25 protein-coding genes and 2 pseudogenes are annotated in these 25,869 nt (G+C 70.9%); 17 read left to right on the top strand and 10 right to left on the bottom strand.

All coding sequences use genetic code 11. The features are described 5' to 3' along the window. Positions 1–73: 73 nt before the first annotated feature. The 5 genes from AB0M56_RS39515 to cynS all read left to right on the top strand — a co-directional run bounded on the left by AB0M56_RS39515 (position 74) and on the right by cynS (position 2,732). Positions 74–991: a LysR substrate-binding domain-containing protein gene (locus tag AB0M56_RS39515; protein ID WP_364185907.1), complete on the top strand. Its 918-nt coding sequence runs from the start codon at positions 74–76 to the stop codon at positions 989–991. A gap of 70 nt (positions 992–1,061) precedes the next feature. Continuing rightward, positions 1,062–1,283: a hypothetical protein gene (locus tag AB0M56_RS39510; RefSeq protein WP_364185905.1), complete on the top strand. Its 222-nt coding sequence runs from the start codon at positions 1,062–1,064 to the stop codon at positions 1,281–1,283. 30 nt (positions 1,284–1,313) lie between these two features. Beyond that, positions 1,314–2,012, top strand: coding sequence for an alpha/beta fold hydrolase (locus AB0M56_RS39505; RefSeq protein WP_364185903.1), 699 nt, complete (start codon positions 1,314–1,316; stop codon positions 2,010–2,012). Then, a complete protein-coding gene (locus tag AB0M56_RS39500) occupies positions 1,981–2,166 on the top strand; it encodes a hypothetical protein (protein ID WP_364185901.1) in 186 nt (61 codons plus the stop codon). The genes AB0M56_RS39505 and AB0M56_RS39500 overlap by 32 nt, the downstream gene beginning before the upstream one ends. A 119-nt stretch (positions 2,167–2,285) precedes the next feature. Continuing rightward, positions 2,286–2,732 (top strand): cyanase, encoded by a 447-nt coding sequence (cynS, locus tag AB0M56_RS39495; protein WP_364185899.1) that lies wholly within the window; start codon positions 2,286–2,288, stop codon positions 2,730–2,732. Between the two features lie 66 nt (positions 2,733–2,798). Here cynS and AB0M56_RS39490 read toward each other — a convergent pair whose 3' ends face one another. Together AB0M56_RS39490 and AB0M56_RS39485 are read right to left on the bottom strand one after the other, a co-directional pair. Further along, positions 2,799–3,161, bottom strand: a complete 363-nt coding sequence (locus AB0M56_RS39490; protein ID WP_364185897.1) for a VOC family protein — start codon at positions 3,159–3,161, stop codon at positions 2,799–2,801. A gap of 63 nt (positions 3,162–3,224) precedes the next feature. Then, positions 3,225–3,791 carry a dihydrofolate reductase family protein gene (locus AB0M56_RS39485; RefSeq protein WP_364185895.1) on the bottom strand — a complete coding sequence of 189 codons (567 nt, stop codon included), beginning with the start codon at positions 3,789–3,791 and terminating at the stop codon, positions 3,225–3,227. 130 nt (positions 3,792–3,921) lie between these two features. On the opposite strand from AB0M56_RS39485, the gene AB0M56_RS39480 reads away from it, so the two are divergent. Together AB0M56_RS39480 and AB0M56_RS39475 are read left to right on the top strand one after the other, a co-directional pair. Then, the gene (locus tag AB0M56_RS39480; protein WP_364185893.1) at positions 3,922–5,142 is read left to right on the top strand and encodes a sigma-70 family RNA polymerase sigma factor; all 1,221 of its coding nucleotides are present in this window, start codon (positions 3,922–3,924) and stop codon (positions 5,140–5,142) included. Positions 5,143–5,178: 36 nt separating this feature from the next. Then, positions 5,179–6,378: pseudogene (locus AB0M56_RS39475) on the top strand (FAD-dependent oxidoreductase); the annotation flags it as partial. A 17-nt stretch (positions 6,379–6,395) separates the two neighbouring features. Here the strand turns inward: AB0M56_RS39475 and AB0M56_RS39470 are convergent. After that, positions 6,396–7,214, bottom strand: coding sequence for an ABC transporter substrate-binding protein (locus AB0M56_RS39470; RefSeq protein WP_364185993.1), 819 nt, complete (start codon positions 7,212–7,214; stop codon positions 6,396–6,398). A gap of 205 nt (positions 7,215–7,419) precedes the next feature. On the opposite strand from AB0M56_RS39470, the gene AB0M56_RS39465 reads away from it, so the two are divergent. Genes AB0M56_RS39465 through AB0M56_RS39450 form a run of 4 tightly spaced genes read left to right on the top strand, consistent with a single transcriptional unit; the run spans position 7,420 to position 12,122 of the window. Beyond that, positions 7,420–8,409 carry an NAD(P)-dependent oxidoreductase gene (locus tag AB0M56_RS39465; protein ID WP_364185891.1) on the top strand — a complete coding sequence of 330 codons (990 nt, stop codon included), beginning with the start codon at positions 7,420–7,422 and terminating at the stop codon, positions 8,407–8,409. Further along, positions 8,402–9,646 (top strand): M24 family metallopeptidase, encoded by a 1,245-nt coding sequence (locus tag AB0M56_RS39460; protein ID WP_364185889.1) that lies wholly within the window; start codon positions 8,402–8,404, stop codon positions 9,644–9,646. Before AB0M56_RS39465 ends, AB0M56_RS39460 begins: the two co-directional genes overlap by 8 nt. Positions 9,647–9,655: 9 nt before the next feature. After that, positions 9,656–11,089: an NAD-dependent succinate-semialdehyde dehydrogenase gene (locus AB0M56_RS39455; RefSeq protein WP_364185887.1), complete on the top strand. Its 1,434-nt coding sequence runs from the start codon at positions 9,656–9,658 to the stop codon at positions 11,087–11,089. A 25-nt stretch (positions 11,090–11,114) separates the two neighbouring features. After that, positions 11,115–12,122: a LacI family DNA-binding transcriptional regulator gene (locus AB0M56_RS39450; protein WP_364185886.1), complete on the top strand. Its 1,008-nt coding sequence runs from the start codon at positions 11,115–11,117 to the stop codon at positions 12,120–12,122. Positions 12,123–12,182: 60 nt separating this feature from the next. Here AB0M56_RS39450 and AB0M56_RS39445 read toward each other — a convergent pair whose 3' ends face one another. Further along, positions 12,183–12,410, bottom strand: a complete 228-nt coding sequence (locus AB0M56_RS39445; protein WP_364185884.1) for a hypothetical protein — start codon at positions 12,408–12,410, stop codon at positions 12,183–12,185. Positions 12,411–12,413: 3 nt separating this feature from the next. Between AB0M56_RS39445 and AB0M56_RS39440 the strand changes: the two genes are divergently transcribed. Next, positions 12,414–12,674, top strand: coding sequence for a glycoside hydrolase domain-containing protein (locus AB0M56_RS39440; RefSeq protein WP_364185882.1), 261 nt, complete (start codon positions 12,414–12,416; stop codon positions 12,672–12,674). A gap of 9 nt (positions 12,675–12,683) precedes the next feature. Here the strand turns inward: AB0M56_RS39440 and AB0M56_RS39435 are convergent, their stop codons facing one another. Beyond that, positions 12,684–14,003 carry a hypothetical protein gene (locus AB0M56_RS39435; RefSeq protein ID WP_364185880.1) on the bottom strand — a complete coding sequence of 440 codons (1,320 nt, stop codon included), beginning with the start codon at positions 14,001–14,003 and terminating at the stop codon, positions 12,684–12,686. 251 nt (positions 14,004–14,254) lie between these two features. Between AB0M56_RS39435 and AB0M56_RS39430 the strand changes: the two genes are divergently transcribed. The 3 genes from AB0M56_RS39430 to AB0M56_RS39420 all read left to right on the top strand — a co-directional run bounded on the left by AB0M56_RS39430 (position 14,255) and on the right by AB0M56_RS39420 (position 17,221). Then, a complete protein-coding gene (locus tag AB0M56_RS39430; protein WP_364185879.1) occupies positions 14,255–14,575 on the top strand; it encodes a hypothetical protein in 321 nt (106 codons plus the stop codon). Positions 14,576–14,890: 315 nt separating this feature from the next. Continuing rightward, positions 14,891–15,868 (top strand): hypothetical protein, encoded by a 978-nt coding sequence (locus AB0M56_RS39425; protein WP_364185877.1) that lies wholly within the window; start codon positions 14,891–14,893, stop codon positions 15,866–15,868. Between the two features lie 441 nt (positions 15,869–16,309). Continuing rightward, a complete protein-coding gene (locus AB0M56_RS39420) occupies positions 16,310–17,221 on the top strand; it encodes a universal stress protein (protein WP_364185875.1) in 912 nt (303 codons plus the stop codon). Positions 17,222–17,806: 585 nt separating this feature from the next. Here the strand turns inward: AB0M56_RS39420 and AB0M56_RS39415 are convergent. Next, the gene (locus AB0M56_RS39415) at positions 17,807–19,015 is read right to left on the bottom strand and encodes a GNAT family N-acetyltransferase (RefSeq protein WP_364185873.1); all 1,209 of its coding nucleotides are present in this window, start codon (positions 19,013–19,015) and stop codon (positions 17,807–17,809) included. A 367-nt stretch (positions 19,016–19,382) separates the two neighbouring features. Here AB0M56_RS39415 and AB0M56_RS39410 point away from each other — a divergent pair, with 367 nt between their 5' ends. Both AB0M56_RS39410 and AB0M56_RS39405 read left to right on the top strand, forming a co-directional pair. After that, complete coding sequence (locus AB0M56_RS39410; RefSeq protein ID WP_364185871.1) at positions 19,383–21,086, top strand: phospholipid carrier-dependent glycosyltransferase; 1,704 nt, start codon at positions 19,383–19,385, stop codon at positions 21,084–21,086. Between the two features lie 114 nt (positions 21,087–21,200). Continuing rightward, positions 21,201–21,386, top strand: a pseudogene (locus tag AB0M56_RS39405) (integrase core domain-containing protein); the annotation flags it as partial. Between the two features lies 1 nt (position 21,387). On the opposite strand, the gene AB0M56_RS39400 reads toward AB0M56_RS39405, so the two are convergent. From AB0M56_RS39400 to chvE, 4 genes are all read right to left on the bottom strand, one after another. Further along, positions 21,388–21,861 (bottom strand): hypothetical protein, encoded by a 474-nt coding sequence (locus AB0M56_RS39400; protein WP_364185870.1) that lies wholly within the window; start codon positions 21,859–21,861, stop codon positions 21,388–21,390. A 158-nt stretch (positions 21,862–22,019) separates the two neighbouring features. Then, positions 22,020–23,243 (bottom strand): multiple monosaccharide ABC transporter permease, encoded by a 1,224-nt coding sequence (gene mmsB, locus AB0M56_RS39395; RefSeq protein WP_220239590.1) that lies wholly within the window; start codon positions 23,241–23,243, stop codon positions 22,020–22,022. Continuing rightward, positions 23,240–24,760, bottom strand: coding sequence for a multiple monosaccharide ABC transporter ATP-binding protein (gene mmsA, locus AB0M56_RS39390; RefSeq protein ID WP_364185868.1), 1,521 nt, complete (start codon positions 24,758–24,760; stop codon positions 23,240–23,242). Before mmsA ends, mmsB begins: the two co-directional genes overlap by 4 nt. Beyond that, the gene (gene chvE, locus AB0M56_RS39385; protein WP_364185866.1) at positions 24,757–25,857 is read right to left on the bottom strand and encodes a multiple monosaccharide ABC transporter substrate-binding protein; all 1,101 of its coding nucleotides are present in this window, start codon (positions 25,855–25,857) and stop codon (positions 24,757–24,759) included. Before chvE ends, mmsA begins: the two co-directional genes overlap by 4 nt. Between the last annotated feature and the right edge of the window lie 12 nt (positions 25,858–25,869).

Here is a 25,869-nt window from a genome sequence, read left to right as displayed (position 1 = left end):
GAGAACCCGTTGTGCGGAGCGAAAAATCCATACGGGCGATGAGAGTTCTGGATCGTAGCGATACGGTTTGTGCATGAGTGAGCTGACCGTGGCGGGATTGCGGGTCGTCCGGGAGATCGCGTTGAGCGGATCGTTCACCGCCGCCGCGCGGCTGCTGGGGTACTCGCAGCCGGCGATCTCGCGCCAGGTGGCCGCGATGGAGGCGGCGGCCGGGCAGGCGCTGTTCGTCCGCGAGGGACGCGGCGTGCGGGTCAGCGCGGCCGGCGCCGTCGTGGTCGAGCACGCGGGGCGGATCCTGGCCGGGATGCGGGCGCTGGAACAGGACCTCGCGGGCCTGGACGACCGGCTCGCCGGCCGCGTCCGGCTGGGTGCGTACCCGTCGGCGACGGCCGTGCTCGTGCCCCGGGCCGTCGCGCGGCTGCGCAGCGAGCACCCGGGCCTGGAGGTGGCGCTGACCGAAGCGGCGACGCCCACGCTGCTGCGGCACCTGCGCGCCCGGCGGCTGGACGTGGCCGTGCTCGGCGTGGGCGCCGGGCTGCCGGACTACGACCTGGCCGGGCTCGACCACGAGCTCGTGTCGGCCGGCGGTCTGTGTGTCGCGGTGCCTTCCGGTCATCGGCTGGCCGGCGTCGACGTGGTCCCCGTGGCCGAGCTCGCGGGCGAGGCCTGGATCGCCGGCCCGGGCGGCGGTGACGACCCGCAGTTCCGTGCCTGGCCGACGCTCACCGAGCCCGTGATCGGCCACGCCGTGCGCGGCTGGCCGGCGCGGCTCGGCCTGGTCGCCGCCGGGCTGGGCGTGTGCCTGATGCCCGAGGTCGCTGCCCTGTCCATCCCGGCCGGCGTGGTCACCGTCGGCGTCGACGACCCGAACTGGCCGGGCCGCCGGACGATCGCCGTGTTCCCGCCGATGCGCGGCGCGGAAGCCGAGGGTGTGGTCGCCGCCTTGCGCCAGGTAGGCGACGACCTTCGCACCGGCCGCGCGGCTTCGTGAGAGGGACTTGCACGAAGCTCAAGTGAGGGTCTGCCGTCGTCGTGAAAGTTGACTCTCACGAGGGGAGTTCATGGCCCGCGTCAAGATCGTGGGGCCGGACGAGGGCGAGGTCGCCCTCACGGTGCCGATCCAGCTGCGGATCCTGGAGGACGGCAGCACCACTGGCCACCGGCTGGGGCTCGCCGAGATCGTGGTGGCCCCGCACGTCGACGGACCGCCGCAGCACCGCCACGTGCATCACGACGAGGGGTTTTACGTCGTGCACGGGACGGTCCAGTTCACCGTGGGTTAGCAGACCCATGACGCTCCGGCCGGCAGCCTCGTGCTGGTGCCGCCGGGCGCGCCGCATGCGTTCGCGAACCCGGGCGACGAGCCCGCGGTCGTGCCAACACGTTCACCCCGGACTGTACGTTCGGTACTTCCGCGACCTGCGCGAGTTCGCCACGCGGGCGGGACGGCCGGTGACCGCCGACGAGACCGTCGAGATCATGGCGCGGTACCCGCACGGACTCGCGACCACCTACGCCGGCGACGACCCCGGCCCCCCTCGGAGACCAGGGAGGTCCGGCTCTGCGACGGCACGGTCCGGGTTGAGGACCGCGGTACCGGGTGTCCGGTCCTGCCGCTCCACGGCGGTGCCGGCCCGGCTTCCGTCTCCGGCCTCACCACCGCGCTCGCCGGGCGGGGCGCGCGGGTTCTCGCCCCGGTCCTGCCCGGGTTCGACGAGACACCGCCGGTCGACGGCGTTCACGACGTACCCGCTCTGGCGCACCTTTTCCGGCAGCTGCCGGCGAAGCTCGACCTCGAGGACGTCCTCGTCGTCGGCAACTCGCTGGGTGGCTGGATCGCCGTGCAGATGGGTGTCGACGAACAAGTGGCCGGCACGCAGCGGGTCGTGCTCCTGAACGTGGTCGGCACACCGTCGACGGGCAGCCGATCACCGACATCTCGGCGAAGCCGACCCCGAACTGCGCGCTCGGCTCGAATCGGTGCGCCTGCCGGTGGCCGTCGTCTGGGGTGAGAGCGACGGAATCGTCGACCTCGCTTACGGTCGTGCCTACGCGGCGTCGTTCGCCGGCGAAAACGACGAGGGCGCGACGTTCGCAGTCGTGCGCGAAGCCGGTCACCAGCAACCGGACCGCGTCACCGACCTGGTGCCGGGCGAACCGGCCTGAGGACGGTGCAATTCGGTTACGGGCTTGATACACCGATCCTATGGGCTCATGGAAAAAGACAGTGAGCACGAAACAAGAACTGATGGCTCCCGCGCGATCGGGCCCTTACGCTCGATCGCATGACCACCAAGAAGCAGGCCGCTGACGCGGTGCTCGAGGCCAAGGTCCGGCTGGGGCTCACCTGGGCCGAAATCGCCGACGCCCTCGACGCCCCCTTGGCGTGGACGACGTCGGCGCTGCTCGGGCAGCACCCGGTTCCCGCGGACAAAGCCGGGAAGGCCGTCGCGATCCTGGAGCTGGGCGAGGACGTCGCGCAGGCGCTGCAGCTCCAGCCGACGCGCGGCGCGCTCGAGGAGGCCGTGCCGACCGACCCGACCATCTACCGCTTCTACGAGGTCCTGCAGGTGTACGGCCCCACCATCAAGGAACTGATCCACGAGCAGTTCGGCGACGGCATCATGAGCGCGATCAACTTCAAGATCGACGTCGGCCGCCGCGAGGACCCGGGTGGCGAGCGCGTGGTCGTGACGCTCGACGGGAAGTTCCTCAAGTACCAGTGGGGCTGAGCGCCGCGCGGGCGTGACCGGACCCGCCTTGCCCCGGCACGGGCAAGGCGATCCGGCGCCGTGAAGCTACGAAGCCGACCACACGGCGAGCACGTTGCCTTCCGGATCCCGGAAGTGGAACCGCCGCCCGCCCGGGAAGTCGTAGGCCGGTTCGACGATCGTGCCGCCCGCCGCGACGACGGATGTTTCGCTCGCACCCAGGTCGTCCGAATACAGGATGCACAGCGGCCCGCCCGGGGCGATCGCGTCGTCGACGCGGAAGCCGCCGACCTCCGGGTACGCCTCGCCCGGATCGGCCCGGATGCCGGCGTACCCGGGCCCGTAGGCGTTGAAGCCCCAGCCGAACGCGTCGCGGTAGAACGCCGTCGCGCGGTCGAGGTCGGTCACGCCGAACTCCGTGTAGTCCAGGCGATGGTGCGTGGAAGCCATGACGATCCTCCCGGTCGGCTCAAGTGGCTTCGCCCATTCTGTTCGCTACCACCGACAAAAACGTCAGGCCGGCCGGTAGGTGAGGTGAACGAGGCTTTCACCGACGGTCCTCGTGGCCACGAGCCGCATCGGTTTCACCCCGCTCGTCTCGCCGAAGAGCCGTTCGCCCGCGCCGATCACGACCGGGTAGGTCATCAGGCGCAGCTCGTCGACGAGGTCATGCCCGGCCAGTGCGTGCGCCAGCAGGCCGCTGCCGTAGACGACGACGTCTCCGTCCACCTCCTGTTTGAGATTCGGGACTTCCTCGGCCTTCAGGACCGTGGAGTTGGTCCACTCCGGACCGTCGAGGGCCGAGGAGGAGACGACGTACTTCGGCAGCTCGCGCAACCGGTCGGCCCAGGCGCCGTCGCGGGACCCCCAGCCCCGCGCGACGAACCACGCGTAGGTGCGTCGCCCCATCAGCAGGGCGGCGGCGCTCACCGCCTCTTCGAACTCGACCTTCGCCCACGCTTCCCGGTCCGCGTCCCCGACGCACTTGAACCAGCTGCCGCGCCCGAGGCCGTCTTCGCCGGTCGGATCCTGGATGACTCCGTCGAGCGAGACGTTCTCACTGATGACGATCTTTCCCATGGCCGTTCTCCCTTGTTCTCGGCTGTCGGGGATACCGACGCCGCGGGATCCGGAAAAGAGGCGCACCGCCCCCTTCACGCCCCGGCCGGCGTCGAGACAGGATGAGAACGCCGACCGGAGAGAGGTGGCCATGGAACGGGCGAGGACCGACCTGATCAGCCGGGCGCGGGGCGGCGACGGCGAGGCTTTCCGGGCGCTGACCGAACCGCACCGCCGCGAGCTGCAGGTGCACTGTTACCGGATGCTCGGCTCGTTCCAGGACGCCGAGGACGCGCTGCAGGACACGCTGCTGTCCGCCTGGCGGGGCCTGAGCGGGTTCGACGGCCGCGCCTCGATCCGCACCTGGCTCTACCGGATCGCCACCAACCGGTGCCTCAGCGCCCTGCGCGCGGCCAAGCGCCGCCCGGCCAAGGAATGGGACATCCCCGGCGTCGAACCGCCGGAACCCACGCGGCTCGGCGAGGTCGTGTGGCTCGAGCCGTACCCCGACGCCCTCCTCGAAGGCGCGATCGCCGTGCCGCTCGGCCCGGAAGCCCGCTACGACCAGACCGAGTCGATCTCCCTGGCCTTCGTGACCGCCCTGCAGGCATTGCCGCCGCGCCAGCTGGCCGTCCTGATCCTGCGTGACGTGCTCGGGTTCCCCGCCGCCGAGGTGGCCGGCATGCTGGACACGACCGTCGACTCGGTCAAGAGCGCCCTGAAACGAGCGCGCGCCGGCCTGCCTCGCCGGCGGCCGGCCGTCACCGAACCCGCTCCCGCCGCCGGCTCGCCCGCCGAGGACGCGCTCGTGGCGAGGTTCGTCAGCGCGTACGAGGCCGCCGACATCGACGCGCTGGTGACGCTGCTGACCGACGACGCGTTCATGTCGATGCCGCCGCTGCCTTTCGAGTACGAAGCCCGCGACGTCGTGGCACACTTCTGTGCGAGCCTGTTCGGCGCGGGCCGCCGCTTCGACCTTGTGCCGACGCGCGCCAACGGCCAGCCCGCGTTCGGCGCGTACCTGCGCACCCCGGACGGCGTCCGCCACGGCACCGGCCTCTACGTCCTGACTCTGAGAGGTGACCGGATCTGCGCGATGAGCCGCTTCGAGAACAGCGTGTTCCCGGCGTTCGGGCTCCCGCGTTCGCTCCCGGGCCGGTACGCCGGCGCGGCCCTCAGCGGACGGTCACCGTCACCGGCACAGTCATCTGTCTGGCGCTGTGCCGGTCCCGGTCCGGCGACGATGGTCCCCGTCAACCAGGGCGGGCCCGGAAGCCGGGCCGCCGAACGAACGGAGACCACCCATGCCGACGATCACCACCGCCGACGGCACCGAGATCTTCTACAAGGACTGGGGCACGGCGAAAATTGATCTTTTCATGCGTAGTCGAGCCTCTTCGGGAGGCGAATGCTGGACCGTATGGACGACATGCACTTCGACCTGGTGGTCATCGGCTTCGGCAAGGGCGGCAAGACGCTGGCCGCGGCGCTGGGGAACCTCGGCAAGCGCGTCGCGATGATCGAGCAGTCCGCGCCGATGTACGGCGGCACCTGCATCAACATCGGCTGCGTGCCCACCAAGTCGCTCGTCCACCACGCCGAGCACCCCGGCACCGGCACCCCGCCCGAGCGCCACCGCAGGGCGGTCGAGGCCACGCGCGCGCTCACCACTGCGATGCGGGGCAAGAACTTCGCCATGCTCGACACGATCGACACCGTCACCGTGATCACCGGCAAGCCGACGTTTCTCGACCCCAAGACCATGCGGGTCGCCGCGGGGGAGGACGTCCTGCGCGTGACGGCGGAGACGATCGTGATCAACACCGGCGCCGTGCCGACGGTCCCGGCCATCCCGGGCCTGCGCGAGAGCACCCGGCTGCTGACCAGCACCGACCTGATCGACCTCGACCACCTGCCCCAGCGCCTCGCGATCCTCGGCGGCGGGTACGTGGGCGTGGAGTTCGCCTCGACCTACGCCCAGTTCGGCAGCGCTGTCACGGTGCTCGACGCCGCGCCGCGGATCATGCCCCGCGAGGACGAGGACATCGCCGCGGCGGCCACCGGCATCCTGCGCGGGGCCGGGGTCGAGTTCGTCTCCGACGCCCACGTGACCGGCGTACGCGACATCGACAACGGGGTGGAGATCACCTACGAGATCGACGGCGAGCCGCACACGCTCGCGGCCGACGACGTGCTGGCCGCGACCGGGCGCACGCCCGCCACCGAGGGCCTGAGCCTCGCCCGCGCCGGCGTGCGCACCACCGCGACCGGTGCCGTCGAGGTCGACGAGCACCTGCGCACCAGCCAGCCGCACATCTTCGCGATCGGCGACGTCAACGGCGGCCCGCAGTTCACCTACATCTGGCTCGACGACTACCGCATCGTGGCCGACCAGCTCCTCGGTGGCGGCAAGCGGTCCACAAAGGACCGGAAGTACATTCCGTACACGGTGTTCATGAGCCCGGCGCTCTCGCGCGTGGGCCTCACCGAACGCGAGGCCGTGGAGCGCGGGCTGCCGGTGAAGGTCGTGGAGAAGGCCGTGGTCGACATCGCCGCCATGCCGCGGTCGAAGATCGTCGGCGAGACGCGCGGCGTGATGAAGTTCGTCCTCGACCGCGATCGCAGTCATTCGCCGGATCGGGGAAGCAGTGAGGAGTCGACGAGGCCGCTCCGCAGTGCCTCCTCCGCGGTGACCGGCGTCCCGGCGCGGGAGTGCCGGTTGCGCAGGGAGACGACGGTGTCGAGCTCGGCGCGGGTCAGGCGGGCGTCGGGGACCAGGCCCACCGCGGGATCGATGAGGATCGCCAGGTGGCGCTCGGCGCTCGTGCCGGTGAGGCCGAGGCGGTCGGTCACCGCGGCCAGTGCGACTTCCTGGTGCCGGCCCGCCGCGAGCTCCCGTGCCACGGCCGAGGTGACCGTGAGCAGGGCGGCGAGTGCGTCGCGGTGCGCGGCGATCCCGTCGGCGGTGGCGCACAGGACAGTCCCGGCGTACGGGCCGATCTCGGTGACCGACGCGACGCGCCGGGCACCCTGGGCTTCGGCGACGAGGTCGTTGCCGGCGTTGAGCACGGTGGTGTCCACGGCGCCCTCGACCAGGGCCCGCGCGCGTTTCGGGGTGGAGCCGAGGCTGACGACCTCGTAGTCGGTGTCGCGGACCAGGCCGGCGCGCGCCAGGAGCTCGAACGCGATGAACGCGAAGCCCGAACCGGGCACGTCGACGCCGAGCCGGCTGCCACGCTCGGGTACGGCGAGGCCGGTTGCGGTGAACAGGCCCAGCCCGAGGCCGCGGTCGACCGCTCCGAGGACGCGCACGTCGCCGGTCCGGCCGAGCGGGTTGCCGGGGGCGCAGCGGTAGGCCAGCACGTTGTCCGGGTTGGTGAACGCGGCGTCGAGGCGGCCTTCGAACAGGTCCTCGAACTGGTGGGCCGACGTCTTCGCCGGCACCTCCGTGACCTCGAGCCCGGCCTCGGAGAGCGCGCCGGTGGCGGCGGCGACCGACAGGAGGACCGACGGGCTGAACGTGCCCAGCTGGATCGAACGCACCCCGGTGCCGCCTTTCGTAGTCTCACAGCCGTTTCGGCGCTGCCGGCTGCGGACGTTCGCAGCTCGGCTTTCTTTTCACTACTTGACGGATTCTAACTGGCGTCGCATGATGATTGCAAACGATTGCAAACACTCGGAGGTATCTACCATGGTGACCCTGACCGACCGACCCACGATCGGCTGGATCGGTGCCGGCCGCATGGGTGCGGCGCTCGTGCGCCGGCTGCTCGCGGCCGGCTACGACGTCGCCGTCTACAACCGCACGCGGGCCAAGGCCGAAGAGCTGGTCGCTGCCGGCGCGACCGTCGCGGACCAGCCGGTGGACCTCGCCGGGCGGGACGTGGTGTTCACCATGGTCTCTGCCTCGGCCGACCTGCAGACCGTGACCTCGGGTGAGGGCGGCCTGTTCACGGACCCGGCGAAGGCGCCGAAGGTCGTGATCGACTCCTCCACGGTCTCCGCCGAGGCCTCGGCCACCGTGCGCGTGGAGGCGGCCAAGCGCGGCACCGAGCTGCTGGCGGCGCCCGTGAGCGGCAACCCGAAGGTCGTGAGCTCGGGCAAGCTGACGCTCGCCGTCTCGGGGCCGCGCGCGGTGTTCGACGAGGTGCGCCCGATGCTCGACACCCTCGGCCGCGGCGTGACCTACGTCGGCGAGGACGAGGTGGCGCGGCTGGTGAAGATCTGCCACAACGTCTTCCTCGGCGTGGTGATCCAGTCGCTGGCCGAGATCACGGTGCTGGCGGAGAAGGGCGGCGTGACGCGCGAGGCGTTCATGACCTTCCTCAACGACTCCGTCATGGGTTCGGTCTTCTCCCGCTACAAGACGCCGGCGCTGGTCAACCTGGACTTCACGCCGACGTTCACGATGCCGTTGCTGCGCAAGGACTTTGACCTCGGCCTCGCCGCCGCGCGCGAGCTGGACGCGCCGATGCCGGTGGCTTCGGCGACCGCGCAGATCGTGGCCGGTGCGATCGGCGCCGGACTGGTGGAGCAGGACTTCGCCGTGCTGATCGAGGAGCAGGCGCGCCGGTCCGGTATCACGCTGGTGTCCGAGAACGCCGAGGTCTCCGACGGTCTGGAGCCCACCGATGTCTGACGGGCGGCCGATCCCGGCCCCGGGCCACAACGCCGTCGACTTCGAGGAGCGCGTGGATTTCGCGCGGCTGCGCGACTACCGCCTCGCCCGGGCACGGGCCTCGCTCGACGCGGGCGAGTGCGGTGCGTTCCTGCTGTTCGACTTCTACAACATCCGCTACACCACGCAGACGTGGATCGGCGGCGCGCTCGGCGACAAGATGACCCGCTACGCGCTGCTGACCCGCGACGGCGAGCCGATGCTGTGGGACTTCGGTTCCGCCGCGAAGCACCACCAGCTGTACTCGCCGTGGCTCGAGCCGGAGAACTGCCGCGCCGGCATGCTCGGCCTGCGCGGCGCGATCTCGCCCGAGGCGGGCCTGATGCGTGACGCCGTCACGCAGATCAAGGACCTGCTCACGCAGGCCGGCGTCGCGGATTCGCCGGTGGGCGTGGACATCGTGGAGCCGCCGTTCCTGTTCGAGATGCAGCGCCAAGGCCTCACGGTGGTCGACGCGCAGCAGGCGATGCTCGACGCGCGGGAGATCAAGTCGTCCGACGAGATCACGTTGCTCTCGCAGGCGGCGGCGATGGTCGACGGCGTGTACCAGGACATCGTCGAGGCGCTCAAGCCCGGCGCGCGCGAGAACGAAATCGTCGCGCTGGCCAACAAACGGCTCTACGAAATGGGTTCCGACCCGGTCGAGGCGATCAACGCGGTGTCGGGGGAGCGGTGCAACCCGCACCCGCACAACTTCTCCGACCGGCTCATCCGGCCCGGCGATCAGGCGTTCCTCGACATCATCCAGTCCTACAACGGCTATCGGACGTGTTACTACCGCACGTTCAGCGTCGGCAGTGCCACCGATGTGCAGCGCGGCGCCTACCGGCAGGCGCGCGAATGGATGGACGCGGCGATCGAAGCCGTGAAGCCGGGGATCGGGACCGACGACGTCGCCCGCGTGTGGCCCGCCGCGACCGAGTTCGGCTTCGCGAGCGAGATGGCCGCGTTCGGCCTGCAGTTCGGCCACGGCCTCGGGCTTGGCCTGCACGAACGGCCGATCATCTCCCGGCTCAACAGCCTCGGCAACCCGGTCGAGATCCGCCCCGGGATGGTGTTCGCGCTCGAGACCTACTGCCCGGCCACCGACGGGTTCTCCGCCGCGCGCATCGAAGAGGAAGTCGTGGTCACCGAGACCGGCGTCGAGGTGCTGACGAAGTTCCCGGCGCAGGACCTGTTCGTCGCCAACCCGTACTGAGGAGTCACCGTGAAGGTCCCCGAAGAGTTGTTCATCGGCGGTGAGTGGCGGCCCTCGTCCGACGGGTCCCGCATCACCGTGATCGACCCGGCCACGGCCGAGCCCATCACCACGGTCGCGAACGGCAGCGTCGAGGACGGCCTGGCCGCCGTCGCGGCCGCCGCCGCGGCGTTGCCCGCGTGGGGCGCGACCGCGCCCCGAGCCCGGGCCGACGTGCTGCACCGCGCGTTCACGCTCATGCACGACCGCGCCGAGGAGCTCGCCGAGCTGATTGTGCGTGAGAACGGCAAGGCGCTGCCCGACGCGCGCGGCGAGGTGAACTACGCCGCCGAGTTCTTTCGGTGGTACGCCGAGGAAACCGTGCGCGTGGCGGGCACCGTGCAGACCGCGCCGGGCGGCGCCAACCGCATCCTGGTGTTGCGGCAGCCGATCGGCGTGAGCGTGCTGGTGACGCCATGGAACTTCCCGGCCGCGATGGCCACGCGCAAGATCGCGCCCGCGCTCGGCGCCGGCTGCACCGTGATCCTGAAGCCGGCGTCGGAGACCCCGCTCACCGCGCTCGCGATCGCCGCGATCCTCGAAGAGGCCGGCGCGCCGGCGGGCACGGTGAACGTGGTGCCGTCCACGCGGTCCGGCAAGGTCGTCGGGGCCATGGTCCACGACGCGCGCGTGCGGAAGCTGTCGTTCACCGGGTCGACGGAGGTCGGCCGCGCGCTGCTGCACGAGGCGGCCGACACCGTGGTGAGCACGTCGATGGAGCTGGGCGGCAACGCGCCGTTCCTGGTCTTCGACGACGCCGACCTCGACGCGGCGGTGGACGGCGCGATGGTCGCCAAGATGCGCAACGGCGGCCAGGCCTGCACGGCCGCCAACCGGTTCTTCGTGCAGCGCGGCGTGGCCGCCGAGTTCGGCCGGCGGCTGGCCGAGCGGATGGGCGCGCTGCGCGTCGGGGCCGGCACTGACACCGGGGTCGAGCTCGGCCCGCTCGTGAACGAGGCCGCCGTGGACAAGGTGACCGAACTGGTCGACGGCACGGTCGGCGCCGGCGCCCGCGTGCTGGTCGGCGGGAAACGGCCGGAGGGCACGGGGTTCTACTACCCGGCGACCGTCCTGGCCGACGTCCCGGCGGGCGCGCCCGTGCTCGCGGAGGAGATCTTCGGCCCGGTGGCGCCGATCGTCACGTTCGACAGCGAGGACGAGGTCGTCCGGCTGGCCAACGACACCGAGCACGGCCTGGTGTCCTACGTGTACACCGGTGATCTCGCCCGCGGCCTGCGGCTTTCGGAGGCACTGGAGTCGGGCATGGTCGGGCTCAACCGCGGCCTGGTCTCCGAGCCGGCCGCTCCGTTCGGCGGCGTGAAGCAGAGCGGGCTCGGCCGCGAGGGCGGGCACGAAGGGCTGCTGGAGTACACCGAGTCCAAGTACGTCGCGGTCTCTTGGTGACGCCCGGTCACTCTATGCTGGCACGATGAACAGGCCGCCGACGATCAAGGACGTCGCCGAGCGGGCGGGGGTGCACGCCGCGACCGCGAGCCGGGCGCTCAACCCCGCCACGCGCGGGATGGTCAACGCGCGGACGGCGAACCGGGTCGCCGAGGCCGCCCGGGCACTGGGCTACGCGCCCAACTCCGCCGCGCGCAGTCTGCGCACCCGCACGTCGTCGGTCGCCGGGGTCATCATCCCGGACCTGCGCAACCCGGTGTTCCCGCCGATCGTCCGCGGCATCGAGGACGGTCTGCGGGACGCCGGGTACATGGCGCTCGTCGGCAACACCGACGGCGACCCGGACCGCGAACGCGAATTGGTCTCCGCCATGCGCGGCCGCCAGATCGACGGGTTCATCCTGGCCACCAGCCGCCGCTCCGACGAGCTGAAGTCCTCGGTGCCCACGGTGCTGGTCAACCGCCGCACCGACAACGGCGGCATCCCTTCGGTCACCGCCGACAACGCCGCGGGCATCCACCTGCTCGTGCGGCACCTCGCCGGCCTCGGCCACACGCGCATCGGCCACGTCGCCGGTCCGCGCGACCTGTCCACGGGCTGGGAGCGCTACCGCGGCTACCTCGACGCCGCCACGTCCGCCGGCCTCGCCGCGGCAGCCGAGGCGGTCGAGTTCGCCGACGCGTTCACCGAAACCGCGGGCCACGCCGCGACCCTGCGCCTGCTCGCCGCGCACCCCTCGCTGACGGCGGTGCTGGCCGGCAACGACCTCATCGCCCTCGGCTGCTACTCCGCCCTCGACGAGCTCGGCCGCACCGTCCCCGGCGACGTGTCGGTGACGGGCTTCAACGACATGCCGTTCGTCGACCGCCAGCGCCCGTCGCTGACCACCGTGCGCATCCCGCACTACGACATCGGCCGCGAAGCCGCCCGCTTGCTGCTGGAACACATCGCTTCTCCGACGGCGCCGGCCAAACGCGTGGTGCTGCCGGTCGACTTGGTTCGCCGTGGCTCGACGGCCGCGGCGAAGAGCTGAAGCCCGCTTCGGCTGCGGCGCAACGAAAGCCCGGTAGCACCGGGAGTTCGGCGCCGAAGGTCAGGCTTCGAGCTCGATCCGGCCGACCACCTCGCCCTCGTGCAGTTGCCCGGTCGGCCGGAAGCCCAGCCGACGGTGGAAAGGTTCGGGGCTGGTCGCCAGAGCACCGTCGCCCCCCGGCCACGCGACGTCGGGCTGGATGTCGGTCTCCGCGAGAGAGCGGGCGACCGGTGCGACGTAATCGCGCCACGACGAGGTGATTCGGGGCGGCGAACTGGTACTCCACATTGCGTGTACATCCTCGGCAGCCCCGTCTTCGACCGCGCGCGCTTCACGACAGGCCGCGGCCGGACGTTCACCGTGCGCGCGATCGGCAACTCGCCGTCGAACGTCTACATCACGTCGGCGACGCTGAACGGAAAGCCGTTGCACCGCGCCTGGATCACCCACGACGAGGTGATTCGGGGCGGCGAACTGGTACTCCACATGAGCGCGACGCCGAACCAGTCCTGGGGTGCGGCCGCGTTGCCGCCTTCGCTCACGCCGGCGTGAGGGCCCCTGCTAGTGGTCCTCGCCCGTTTCTTGTTGTGCTTCGAGCGTTTCCACGACGCGGTCCGTGGCTTCCTCGCCGTGGACGTGCACCAGCGACAGGTAGAACAACACCGGTGCCGCGGGAGCCCACGAGTCGCGGCGGTCGGGTCGGAGCAGGTACTCGATCGTCGTCTGCGGCTCGAACTCCACGTACTCGAATCCCCGGTGCTCCCAGGCGTCCTGGACGCCTCGGCCGAGGTTGTTCTCGAACTGCCGCCGGGTCATCGTGCGGAGGTTCGCCAGGAACAGGCAGCGCCACTGGGAGTTCGAGGTGACGACGGCGAACGCGAGGAGCTTGAGGTCGTAGTGATCGGGCCTGAGGCGCAGCTCTTCCTTGAGCCCGCGCTCGGCGGCGCGAAAGAGATTGGGCGGCCCGTGTCGCCCGTCGAGTTCCCGTTGCAGCCCTTCGTTGGCCGAGGAGTTCCACTCGCCTTTCCCCACGCCGACCCGCCCGCTGCGCCGCGCGACGACGAGCCACCCGTCGGCCGTGACGACGGCGACGTTGAGGCCGAAGCTGGAGCGCATGAAGTCCGGGGTGTCCTGGGGGTCGCGGCCGTCGAGGTAGAGGCTGCGGAGGGTGTCGCCGCCGGGGAGGGGTTCGTCGAGTTGCTGGGTGGCAAGGAAAGTGAGGTAGTCGGAGTAAGTGAAGTGGATCGTGACCTCGGGGAGTTCTTCGTGGCCGCGGCGGTTCACCACGAAATCGTGGACTGCGTAGCGTGGTGAGGGCGAGTTGTACTGGCGCCAGGTTTCGTTGCGGCCTTCGTATTCTTTGGCGAGCTTGATTCTCATGTGTTCGACAATCGGCGGAACCGACACCGCTCGGGGCGTGACGAGAACGTGGACATCACTTTCCGCGATCTCCCGTTCCCCGTTGCCTTCCAGCAGCTGAACACCCGTGCTGAGCGGCCCGATCGAGAACCCGGGAAACACCGCCTTCTCCCGCGATCGCCGCCGGGCGTGGTGATAACTCTCGCGCCACAGCACCACCTGCCGTTCGAGCGCCTCCGCCGACGGATGCGCCTTCCTGAGCAACGCCCGGATGACGTCGATGAGCAACGCCTCGTTGTACCGCTTGGGCTCGTCGCGGAAAATCTCCCGCGCGGTCCCGTACGCACATCTGACCGCTTCGGCCGGCACCCCACGCGCCGCCATTTCCTTTTCGACCAGAGCCGGCAACGCGCGCAGCCGCACACTCGACCACTCCCGCAAAGCCTGCAAGCGGACCGCGAACTCAGGCAGCGACCCGGGCTTCCCGGGCGCAGGCGGCTCCCCGAACGGCGCACTCGTCACAGCCGGCCCCTCCTCACCCCGGGCGCGGCGCCCGCCGTTGTGCCATGATGCCCGACACCCGGGTCCAAGCCGAGATCGTGCCGCTGAGCAGCGCTGATCGGACTTGGTCGGAAACTTTGCGACCCCGGTGCGTTCAAGGCCATCCTGATCAGGCAAGCCGGAACGGGCCACCGCATCGGCACCACCGACGCGTTTCAGCCCCTTCTGTCGACCATTCTTCGCCCACCACGCGAATCCGATCGGGGTGAACCATGAACACCCTCACGCCCACCCAAATCCTCGTTGCCGGCGCCCTTCTGTTCGTACTCTCCTGGGCTTGGTGGTCCGGCGCCCGCCGTGCCAGGGCCGCCGCCGAGGCCTCCTGGACCCGCACCCGCCTGGTCTCCCTGACCGGCCGCGTCCTGCTCAACGCCGGCCTCCTCGTCACGGTCCAGTGGGCCGTCATCGCCAACGCCACCAGCACCTGGCTCCTGCTAGCCGTACTCGGCCTGCCCGCGCTCTTCGCCGCCTACGCCCTGACCCGCGCCACCACGATCACCACCGTCGCCCCACCCGCCCGCGACGGCCATTGACCCGGTGCCGCCTCCTCGGCGGTGTGTCGAGGAGGCGTTCGCGGTCGACGGGCCAGGGTTCCTGCACCGCGGCGAAATCGAGCCGGCTCGGCGGTAGCTCGCGATCTACGAGCCGAACGGGCAGCTTCGGCTGCAGTTGCCGGTGGAGCGGGTGTCCATTTACGGGGACGACGGCGACGAGCCGTCCCGGATCCTCGTGGTGCTGGGGGATCCGAGCGAGCCGCTCGGGTGAACCGCACGGCAAGCCCCCGGGCGCCGTAACGATGTCCGCGGATCGTCGATGAGGAGGCGACGACGTTTTCTGGGGGCAAGCACGTGGAAGAGGAAGACCTGCTCGACTCCCACCCGGATCTGGTGGATCCGGAGTGGCGCAAGCGGGCGGAGGCCGGCGCGCGGGCGGGGGCGAGGAAGGACCGCCGGAAGGTGCGCAAGCAGCGGCGCGCACCACTGCGGCGGCCGCGGGGGCGGTGGTGGGGCGCGACGCTCGTCCTCCTCATCCTCGGAGTGACGGCGGCGGCGATCGTGCTCGTCGGGAGCCGGCCCGAGGCCGAGGAGGCGGCGCCCAACCCGACGGCGGTGCCGGTTCTCGCGCGCGTCGATCTGGCGCGGCCGTACGACCGGACGCCCGCCGAGAAGTGGGCCAAGGGGTTCGGCGGGATCGCCACCACCGCGACCGCGGCGGTCAAGGCCGAAGTGGCCGCGGACGCCTACGCGCAGGTCAAGCGGGCGATCTTCGCCGCGCGGCTCGAACCCGCCGTCGTGGCGGGGCGCGACCCCAGGGCCTTCCTGGCGCAGCTGGCGCCGGACGCGCGGCCGTGGATCGCATCGAAGGTGGCAGAGCACGACAAGGGCCTGCTGCCGTACGTGACCGAGATCGCCGACGGATACCGCCTGCTCGACGCGGGCCCGCGGATGTTCGGCACCTTGACCGCGCACCCCGGGACGAAGCCGGGGGAGCTGGCCGTGGACGCCAAATACGTGGTCGCCTACGCCTTCGACGATCCCCACCCCGGCGGCTTGACCGGGCCGGCGCAGATCGTCAGCTTCGTGCGCGTGGACGAGAACTACGTGTTCCGCAGCGGCACGAGCTTCAGCGAAACCAGTCAGGGGCTCTGGATCGACGGCGAGCACAGCGCGTTCTCCTCCGTCGGCTGCGCCGCTGCGAAGACAGGCTTTCTTGCACCCGGCTACGCCAACCCGCCCGTCGGCCCGGCGCCCGCGGGCGATCAGGACGCGCCCGGCTACTACGACCCGAAGTACCCGGTACCCACCCTCGACGGCTGCCCGGACTGATCGCCGCAACTCATCACGGCCGCGCGCACGAATCCGGCCCCGCAGGCGTCCGGGTTGATTGTCTGCTGGGCCGGTATGAACGTCGCACGGCCGTCGCACGGCTGTCGCCGTTGTTGTCGAAAGTCCTTCGCCGGAGATCGGGTGCTGCGGAAGATCGAGTGCTGCCAACGCATCTCGCTGCTGCGGCGACAATCAGCAGTATGCGGATGAAAATCGCACCCGCCGAGGCCCGTTGTCAAGCACAGGACTGAGCGGACGTGCCGGGGGAGTGCTCATCCGGACCGCATGGTCGTCCGTATGCAGATCAACTGGATACCGGCTCGAAGGGGTGGGCACCGCTGGACGAAAGTCACCCGGTCGGGGGTCTGTTGGCCGTCTCGCGTGCAGGTCCGCTGCGATTACAGTCCGAGGTGCCGGCAGACCGACGAAGGCGGGGAACCCATGGCAAGCGCGTCCACCGATCTGGTCGTCGGGGTCGACGGGAGCGAGTCGTCGCTGATGGCGGCGCGCTGGGCCGCGAGGATGGCCCGCGAGCGCCGCGTGGGCCTGCGGCTCGTGCACGCCGTGGACGAGATCCCCGTGACGTACCCGCACGCCGCGCCGACCTACGAGGACGCGCAACGGGTCGTCGGCGAACGCGGCGAGCGGGTGCTCAGCCGGGCGCAGGCCGCCGTCGCGGAGGTGGCGCCGGAGCTGGCCGCCGAGGCTGTGCTGCGGCCGGAACAGCCGGCGTCGGCCCTGCGCGCCGAGTCCGCGTCGGCCGGGATGCTGATCCTCGGGTCGACGGGGCTGCACCGGCTCGGCCGGTTCGTGCTGGGCTCGGTGTCGGTCTCGCTCGCTTCGCACGCGGAGTGCCCGGTCGCGTTCGTGCGTCCCCACGTCGCCGAGGACGCGCCGCCGGTGGACGGCCCGGTCGTGGTCGGTGTGGACGCGACGCCGATCGGGGAGGACGCGATCGGCGTCGCCTTCGAGGAGGCGTCGTGGCGCCGGACTCCGCTCGTCGCCGTGCACTGCTGGAAGGAAGGCTTCCTCGCGTCGGTGTTCGAGGAGTCCGGCTCGTCCGCCGACGCCGACGCGATCGAGGCCCACGAGCGGGAACTGCTCGCGCAGCGGCTCGCCGGGTGGCAGGCGAAGTACCCCGATGTGCAGGTCGAGCGCTTGGCCGTGAAGGAGAAGCCGGCCGACGGCCTGCTCGACTGGGCCGATCGCGCGCAGCTGCTGGTCGTCGGCAGCCGCGGGCGCGGCGGGCTCGCCGGCCTGGCGCTCGGGTCCACCAGCCAGAGCCTCATCTCCTACGCGCTGTGCCCCGTTCTGGTCGTGCGCGGGAACCGTCCGGCGTCGCAGGACGAATAACGGATCCTCCGAAGTCGGCCCGGCGGGCCCGCTGCCGTCGCCACGATCGACGCGCTTCGCTGCCCGCCGCACCGCGGTGCCCTGGCGCAGGCGAGCTCGTGGCCCGTGTCGCGGACGTCGCGGTCCCGACCCTGGAGCGTCCACTGTGGAAACGACCGATCCGCCGGCGATGCGCGACGCCATGCTCCGGGCGGTGCGCAATCGTGCGTCCGACGACGCGTTCGACCCGCACGCCGAGCTGTGCGAAGTGCTGGCGCCACTGGGTTTCACGTCCGAGGACAGCGGCGGCGCCGTCACCTTCCTCAAACGCGACCCGCTGCTGCCCAGCTCGATCCGCATCGGCGGGGCGGCGGCTGTCGCGCTGACCCAGCAGTCGGTGCTCGCCGCGAAGCTGTGGCGCATGCGCACGGGGCTGGGTCAGGACATCACCGTCGACCTGGGCCAGGCCATTCGCCGGCTCGCCCCCGCGTCGGAGCTGCGGTGGGAGACGCTCAACGGCTACCCCGCCGACATGGCCGACCGGCTCGTCGGCTCCTACCTCGCTTCTACCCGACGCCCGTCGAACGGCCCGATCCGCCCCCACCGTCAGAACCAGTGCAGGCAGTGCGGCTCTCGCTCCGCGCGGAACAGCGCGTCGGCGACACCGGCGGCTTCGGCGTGGTGCGCGTGGACGTGGCCGGCGCGCACGAGCGTGCTCGGGGTGGTGCCGCCGAGGTAGAGGGAGCCGAGGTCGCGCACGTCGAGGGACAGGTCGGGCGCGCGGTCCGTGGGGACGCACTCGGCCTTGCCGTCGCGGACGGTGAGGAGGTGGCGGCCGCGCTCGTCGAGAAAGGGGTCGGTGACGTCGAGGACCAGCTCGCCGTCGGTGAACCAGCCGCGGGCGGTCAACGCGCGCGGGACGTCCAGCAGCCGCACCCACAGCCAGTCGTCGTCGCTCGCCTCGCCGGCGCGGAAGTCCTCGAGCTGCCAGCGCAGCGGGTGCCACGGCGGGACGTGCTTGAACACCACGCGCGTCACCAGGTCGTGGCCGAGCACGAACCGGGCCAGGGCGGTGAAAACGGCGTCGTCGGTGGCGATGGTTTCGTCGACGGTCAGCGTGCCGGGCTCACCGAGCGAGTAACTGGCGTACCCGTCCGGGGTCCCGTCGGCGTCGCGGTGCACGGCGATGTACCGCGGCGCCGCGGTGATCGGCGGCTGGCCCGCGCGTAACGCCCACCACCGGTACGGCCGCGACAACGCGCCGGGCTGCGCGCGGCGGTAGCGGTCGTAGACGTCTTCCATCAGCTCGACGCACTCGTCTCGCTTCAGCACCTCGACCGAGCCGGTGTCGGCCGGCGCGTGAGCCCGCGGCGCGGCGAGCGCGCCCTGGCGCCGCGGAACCGTCAGCTGCCCGGTGTAGGTCGCCGGCCCGTAGCCGAAGCGGCCGTAGATCGTGGCCTCCGAAGCCAGCAGCACGGACAGGAACTCCCCGCGCGACCGCAGTTCGGCCAGCTGGTGCCGCATCATCGCGCTCAGCACCCCCTGGCGCCGATGCGGAGGCAGCACCCCGACGGACGTGATGCCGGCCGCCGGCACCACGACCGCTCCGGGCAGCGTGAGCTCGAACGAGTAGGCCGCCGCGGTCCCGATGGGCCGCCCGTCCGCCACGGCCAGCACCCCGCGGTCCATCTCGAGCGCCGACCACCACAACCCGCCGCCGCCCTCGGCCGGCGTCTCGGGGAACCGCGCGAACGCGGCGTGGACGGTGTCGACGAAGACGTCGAAGTCTTGCTCGGTCGTGGCGCGGATTTCCACTGCGGCGGTCTCCCCGGGGTGTCGTGGCTGTCGCGCCACAGTGCAGCGGCGCCGCGGGACCGGGTCAACCGAATTACCACCCGGCCTGCGCGGTCAGCCTTACCCCGCCTCGTGCGATGCGCGAGCAACTCCGGCGAGGGCCACCAGGGCGCCGGGTTCGAAACGGACGAGGTGCTCTGCGGCCGGCGTCCGCGGTTCACCGAGCCTCGGGTCGCGCCGATCGCTTCGGCCGGCCCGTGCAGGCCGCCGCGCAGGACGACCCGGACACGCTCAACTGGACGGCCGGCCGTGGTCACGAGCCGATCGCGCGTCGGGCGGGACGTAGCATGGGCGCGGACGTGTTCTCTCGCGTGGAAGGAACTTCGGGTTGTCGCCGCCTACGAGCCAGCTGTCGAGCGCGGGCGAGGCGACCCCGGCGGACCCGGCGCCGGCCCAGTCCCCGCCGGGCCGGTTCGAGTGGCTGCGCCGGCACCGGCGATGGGCGTTCGCACTCGTCGGGTTCGCGTTGCTCGCGCAGATGGCGTTCGCGATGGTCACCACGGCCGTCGAGCAGACCCCGACGATCGACGAGCCGGTGTACGTCGGCACGGCCGTCGTCTACCTCGACCAGCACAGCCTGCGGTACAACCCGGAGCACCCGCCGCTGGGCAAGCTGATCATCGCGTCCGGCCTGGCCTTCGCCGACGTGCACCTCGACCCCGCCTTCGCCGGTGACGAAACGCAGCTCGGCCGGCGCGTGCTGTACGAGTCGGGCAGCGATCCGGGACACCTGATGTTCTTGGCGCGGCTGCCGATGATCGTGCTGACGCTGCTGTTCGGGCTGGTCGTCTTCGCGTTCGCGCGTGATCTCGCCGGTCCGGTCGGCGGGCTTATGGCGCTCGCGCTCTACGCCTTCTCGCCCGACGTCATCGCGTACGGCTCACTGGCCACGCTCGACGTGCCGATGGCCGGGTTCCTGCTGACGTCGGCCTGGCTGGTGTGGCGGGCCCGGCGCCGGCCCGTGCGGTATCTCCCCCTCGCCGGACTCGCCCTGGGTGCGGCGATCGCGACGAAGATGAGTGCTCTGCCCGCGGTTCCGGTGGTGCTGTTCCTGGCGGCGTTGTCCGTGTGGCACTTCCGCCGTGAGGGTGGCCTGGGTCCGAAACGGACGGCGGTCGAACTAGTCACGACGGTCCTCGGCGTCGGTCTGATCGCCGTTGCCGTCCTCTGGGCCGCCTACCTCGCCGTCGATCCGCGCTTGCGCTGGCAGGCACCGCCTGGCCTGCCGACCCTCCACGGCCTGCGCGCGCTCGCCGACTGGCTGCCGGTGCCCGCGCCGTACCGCGACGGCATGCACCTCCAGTTCGGCTTCGAAGACCAGGTGTGGAGCGGCTTCCTGTTCGGCCGCCTCTACTTCGGCGCCCTCTGGTACTACCTCCCGGCCGCGATCCTCGTGAAGACCCCGCTCGGCACGCTGGCGCTGTGGCTGGCCGGCATCGCCGTGCTGCTCGCGATTCCCCGGCTGCGCCCCGCGGCGCCGTACCTTCTCGTCCCGTCCGCGGTGCTGCTGGCGGGCGCCATGACCGGCAGCCGCGACTTCGGCGTCCGGTACACGGTTTTCCTCCCGATGTTCCTCGCCGTCGCGGCCGCCTGCCTCGTCCTCCTGCACCGCCGCCGAGCCCACCTCGCGGCGGCGGCCCTGGTCGTGTTCACGGCCGTCAGCTCGCTGCTGACGTTCCCGTACTACCTGCCCTACTCCAACGAGGCCTTCGGCGGCCCGTCCGAGACCCACCTGCGCCTGCACGACTCGAACGTCGACTGGGGCCAGGACCTCGGCCGCCTGGCCGACCGGTTGAAAACGCGCTACCCGGGCGAACGCCCGTGGCTCGTCTACAAGGGCAGCGGCGTGCCGGCCTTCTACGGCATCGCCGCCGCCGACCCCCTCCGCGTGCCCCCGGACCAGGTCCACGGCCTGCTCGCGGTCTCCGACTCCTCCATCGCCAAGGCGGACGCCCACCTGAAGGCCTTGCTGGCCACCAGCACCCCGATCGACGAGGTCGGGCACTCGATCACGATCTTCAGCCGGCCCTAGGTGTTCTGTCCGGGGAGGTTGCGATCGCCCGCGAGATCTACGCCAACCTTCCGCGATCGGCACCGATCGCCCCAGAGCCAGCCCTCCCGAGCACTGCTTGACGAACATAGGAGCATCGAACGCTTCAACCGCACTCTGCTGGAGGAATGGGCCTACGCCCAGCCCTACCGCACGGAGACCGAACGACGCCAAGCCCTGCCACACTGGCTGCACACCTACAACCACCATCGCGGACACACCGCACTCAACGGGCACCCACCCGCCATCCGCGTCCCCAACCTCACCGGTCAGTACACCTAGGTCACGGCCCGGGCTGCACCGACGGCGTGAACGTGGTCGGCGCCGCGGCCGGGTTGGGAATCGGCGAGGGCGTGGTGACCGGTTCGTCCGAGGGACCGGTGTCGCCCGTTTTCGTCCCGAGCACGGGCCCGAGGCCGGGCACCTGACCCGAAGGGCGAGCGTTGATGGGCTGTTTGTAGACATCGGCGTCGCTCCGGGAGCTGCCGGATTTGCCGCTGGCGTACTGCGGTGACTGAATTGCCCCGGGCTCGTGTGCCTTGTGGACGGCCACGGCGTCGGCGCGCGCCGGCTCACCGGACACGGTCGCTGCCGGCGAAAGTGGCTGCGGTGCAGGGGAAACGGGTTTCGGTGCGGCCGGAGCCGAGCCCACCGGGGGCGCTGCCGGGGTCACCGGGGCCGGCTCTCCGCCGGTCGCCAGGCCGGCCGTCACGGCGACCGCCGCACCACCGAGCAGGAGCGCGGCCGCCGTCGCCATGACGAGCTTTCTTCGGGGAACGACACGGGATCCAACAGCGCGGCCGTGGGGGTGTCAAGGTTCGAATCGTGATGTGGCAGCCAGGCGCTCGCCCCGCCTGGCTGCCACGGACTCGCCCGTCCGAAGCATGGAGGTCTACAGTAGACGGACGAAAGCCACTAAGCCGTGCCGCGTCGTTTCGTCCAGATGTCGTACGCGACCGCCGCGAGCAGGACCACGCCCTTGACCAGCATCACGCGCTCGCTCGGAGCACCGATCAGGGACATGCCGTTGTTGATCACCGCCATGATCAGCCCGCCGGTGATCGCGCCGACGACCTTCCCCACGCCGCCCTGCACGGCGGCGCCGCCGATGAACGCCGCGGCGATCGCGTCGAGCTCGAAGTTCACGCCGGCGGTCGGGCCGGCCTGGTTGAGCCGGCCGGCGAAGATGATCCCGGCGAGCGCGGCCAGCACGCCCATGTTCACGAAGATCCAGAACGCCACCGACTTGACCTTGACGCCCGACAGCGTCGCGGCCTGGAGATTGCCGCCGACCGCGTAGATGTGGCGGCCGAACACCGAGCGCCCGGCGACGAGCGAGTAGCCGACCACAAGCACGGCCAGCAGGATCAGCACCCACGGCAGGTTCTTGAACCGCGCGAGCTGCACGACCACGGCGAGCACCAGGATCGCGGCGCCGGCGACCTTCGCGACGAACACCGGGTACGGGTCCACGTCCTGCCCGTACCCGAGCCGCGCGGAGCGCTTGCGCTGCTGGGTGATCGCGATGGCGGCGACGGTGAGCACGCCGACGATCAGGCTGACCAGGTCGGCGCCGCCGAGCGGGCCGAGGCCGATGTTGCCGAGGTAGCCGTCGGTGAAGCCGTTGGACAGCGTGCGGATCGCGTCGGGGAACGGGCCGATGCCCTGATTGCCCAGCACGGTCAGCGTCAGCGCGCGGAACGCCAGCATCCCCGCCAGCGTCACGATGAAGGCCGGGATGCCGAAGTAGGCGACCCAGTACCCCTGCCACGCGCCGATCACCGCGCCCGTCACCAGGGTGATGAGCACCGCGAGCGGCCAGGGCACATGCAGGTTCACCATGAGCACCGCGGAGACGGCGCCGGTCATCGCGACCACCGAGCCGGCCGAGAGGTCGATGTGGCCGGAGATGATCACCAGGATCATGCCGATCGCGAGGATCAGCACGTAGGAGTTCTGCACGATGATGTTCGAGATGTTCTGGGGCTCGAGCAGCGCGCCGCCGGTGAGCACCTCGAACAGCACCACGATGAGGGCGAAGGCGACGTAGATCCCGCTCTGGCGCGGGTTGATCGAGATCCGCCTGCCCGGGGTGGCGGCCGGGGGCGCGGCGGGCCGGGCCGTGTCCGTTGTGGTCATGGGCGTTCCTTCGTCATGTACTGCATGAGCAGCTCCTGGGTGGCGTCCTCGCGGGCGACCTCACCGGTCACCCGGCCCGCGGACAGCGCGTAGATCCGGTCGCACAGACCGAGCAGCTCCGGCAGCTCGGAGCTGATGACCAGCACCGCCTTCCCTTGTGCGGCAAGGGAGTTGATGATCGAGTAGATCTCGAACTTCGCGCCGACGTCGATGCCGCGGGTCGGTTCGTCGAGGATCAGCACGTCCGGGTCGGTGAAGATCCACTTGGCCAGCACGACTTTCTGCTGGTTGCCGCCCGAGAGCTTCCCGGTCACGCTGCGCACGGTCGGGGCCTTGATCCGCAGGTCCTGCCGGAACCGCGCGGCGGTGTCGTGTTCGGCGTGCTCGTTGACCCAGCCGCGGCGTGCCAGCTTCCCGAGCCCCGCGGCCGAGACGTTGCGCTGCACGTCTTCGATGAGGTTGAGCCCGTAGCGCTTGCGGTCCTCGGTGGCGTAAGCGATGCCGTGGCGCACGGCGTCGCGGACCGACCGGACGTCGATCGGCACGCCGTCCTTGATCAGCCGCCCGGAGATGCCGGTGCCGTAGGAACGCCCGAACACGCTCATCGCCAGCTCGGTGCGACCCGCGCCCATCAGCCCGGCCAGGCCGACCACCTCCCCGCGTCGCAGCGTGAGGTTGGCGCCCTCGACCACGACCCGGCCCGGCTGGGTGGGGCTGTGCACGGTCCAGTCCTCGATCCGCAGCACCTCCTCGCCGATGTCGGGCTCCCGTGGCGGGAAACGGTGCTCCAGGTCGCGCCCGACCATGCCGGTGATCAGCCGCTCCTCGGTGAGCCCGGCCGCGTCGAGGGTCTCGATCGTCCGGCCGTCGCGCAGGATCGTGACGGTGTCGGCGATCGCGATCACCTCGCCGAGCTTGTGGGAGATGATCACCGACGTCACGCCCTCGTCGCGCAGCCCGCGCAGCAGGTCGAGCAGGTGCGCCGAGTCGTCGTCATTGAGCGCGGCGGTCGGCTCGTCGAGGATGAGCAGCTTCACCTGCTTCGACAGCGCCTTGGCGATCTCCACGAGCTGCTGCTTGCCGACGCCGAGGTCGCGCACCGGCGTGACCGGGTTCTCCGCGAGGCCGACGCGCCGCAGCAACTCGCCGGCCTCGTGGTTGGTGCGGTTCCAGTCGATGAACCCGCGCCGCGCCCGCTCGTTGCCGAGGAAGATGTTCTCCGCGATCGAGAGCTGCCCGCACAACGCCAGCTCCTGGTGGATGATCACGATTCCCCGGCGTTCGCTGTCGCGCACCGAACCGAACTCGCACGCCTCGCCGTCGAACCGGATCTCCCCGGCGTAGCTGCCGTGCGGGTGCACCCCGGAGAGCACCTTCATCAGGGTCGACTTCCCGGCGCCGTTCTCGCCGCAGATCGCGTGGATCTCCCCGCGGCGCACGGAAAGGGTGACGTCGGCGAGCGCGGTGACCCCGGGGAAGGTCTTCGTGATCCCGCGCATGCCGAGCAGTTCCGTCATTTCAGCTGCCCCGCCGTGTAGTAGCCGGAGTCGAGGAGTTCCTTCTGGTAGTTGGTCTTGTCCACGACCACGGGCTGCAGCAGGTAGGAGGGCACGACCTTCTTGCCGTTGTTGTAATCCGTGGTGTTGTTGACCTCCGCCTTGCCGCCCTTGAGGACGGAGTCGGCCATCTTCACGGTGACGTCGGCGAGCTTGCGGGTGTCCTTGAACACCGTCGAGTACTGCTCGCCGGCGATGATGGACTTGACCGACGCGACCTCGGCGTCCTGGCCGGTGACCACCGGGTAGGGCTGGCCGGCGGTGCCGTAGCCGTTGCTCTTGAGCGCCGAGAGGATGCCGATGGACAGGCCGTCGTACGGCGAGAGGACGCCGTCGACCTTCGCGCCGCCGCCGTAGGTCTTGGTGAGCAGGTCCTCCATGCGCCGCTGGGCGGTGGCCGGGTCCCAGCGCAGGATCGCGGTCGGCGCGAACGTCGTCTGGCCGCTCTTCACCACGAGCTTGCCGCTGTCCATGAGCGGCTTGAGCACGGACATGGCGCCGTTGAAGAAGTACGTCGAGTTGTTGTCGTCGGGCGAGCCGCCGAACAGCTCGATGTTGAACGGCCCCGGGCCCGTGCCGAGGCCCTTCAGCAGCGAGTTCGCCTGCTGGACCCCGACCTTGTAGTTGTCGAATGTCGCGTAGTAGTCGACGTTCGGGCTGTTGAGCAGCAGCCGGTCGTAGGCGATCACCGGGATCTTGTGGTCGGCCGCTTCCTGCAGCTGCGTGGTGATCGCGGTGCCGTCGATGGAGGCGATCACGAGCAGCTTCGCGCCCTTGGTGATCTGGTTCTCGATCTGGTTGACCTGCGTGGGGATGTCGTTCTCGGCGTACTGCAGATCGACCTTGTACCCCAGCTTCTCCAGCGCCGACTTGATGTTGTCGCCGTCGTGGATCCAGCGTTCCGACGACTTCGTCGGCATCGTGACCCCGACGAGCGCGCCGGCGGACGAGCCCGCGGCGGGCGCCTGGTCGGCCGTCTTGACGCTCGAACCGCAGGCGGCCAGCGTCAGGGCCAGCGCGGCGACGGTGACCCCTCGGATTCCTCGGCTGAACTTCATTGTTCGTGCTCC

This window comes from Amycolatopsis sp. NPDC051372, assembly GCF_040682095.1.
In the GTDB taxonomy this organism is placed as follows: domain Bacteria; phylum Actinomycetota; class Actinomycetes; order Mycobacteriales; family Pseudonocardiaceae; genus Amycolatopsis.
This window is presented reverse-complemented; position numbering and strand designations above follow the sequence as displayed.

Coding starts and splice junctions, on each gene's coding strand:
- mmsA (WP_364185868.1), bottom strand. CDS start 24,760: ATGACGGAACTGCTCGGCATGCGCGGGATCACGAAGACCTTCCCCGGG.
- mmsB (WP_220239590.1), bottom strand. CDS start 23,243: ATGACCACAACGGACACGGCCCGGCCCGCCGCGCCCCCGGCCGCCACC.
- AB0M56_RS39445 (WP_364185884.1), bottom strand. CDS start 12,410: ATGTGGAGTACCAGTTCGCCGCCCCGAATCACCTCGTCGTGGCGCGAT.
- AB0M56_RS39515 (WP_364185907.1), top strand. CDS start 74: ATGAGTGAGCTGACCGTGGCGGGATTGCGGGTCGTCCGGGAGATCGCG.
- AB0M56_RS39400 (WP_364185870.1), bottom strand. CDS start 21,861: ATGGCGACGGCGGCCGCGCTCCTGCTCGGTGGTGCGGCGGTCGCCGTG.
- AB0M56_RS39465 (WP_364185891.1), top strand. CDS start 7,420: ATGATGATTGCAAACGATTGCAAACACTCGGAGGTATCTACCATGGTG.
- AB0M56_RS39490 (WP_364185897.1), bottom strand. CDS start 3,161: ATGGCTTCCACGCACCATCGCCTGGACTACACGGAGTTCGGCGTGACC.
- cynS (WP_364185899.1), top strand. CDS start 2,286: ATGACCACCAAGAAGCAGGCCGCTGACGCGGTGCTCGAGGCCAAGGTC.
- AB0M56_RS39480 (WP_364185893.1), top strand. CDS start 3,922: ATGGAACGGGCGAGGACCGACCTGATCAGCCGGGCGCGGGGCGGCGAC.
- AB0M56_RS39510 (WP_364185905.1), top strand. CDS start 1,062: ATGGCCCGCGTCAAGATCGTGGGGCCGGACGAGGGCGAGGTCGCCCTC.
- AB0M56_RS39450 (WP_364185886.1), top strand. CDS start 11,115: ATGAACAGGCCGCCGACGATCAAGGACGTCGCCGAGCGGGCGGGGGTG.
- AB0M56_RS39420 (WP_364185875.1), top strand. CDS start 16,310: ATGGCAAGCGCGTCCACCGATCTGGTCGTCGGGGTCGACGGGAGCGAG.
- AB0M56_RS39430 (WP_364185879.1), top strand. CDS start 14,255: ATGAACACCCTCACGCCCACCCAAATCCTCGTTGCCGGCGCCCTTCTG.
- AB0M56_RS39460 (WP_364185889.1), top strand. CDS start 8,402: ATGTCTGACGGGCGGCCGATCCCGGCCCCGGGCCACAACGCCGTCGAC.
- AB0M56_RS39485 (WP_364185895.1), bottom strand. CDS start 3,791: ATGGGAAAGATCGTCATCAGTGAGAACGTCTCGCTCGACGGAGTCATC.
- chvE (WP_364185866.1), bottom strand. CDS start 25,857: ATGAAGTTCAGCCGAGGAATCCGAGGGGTCACCGTCGCCGCGCTGGCC.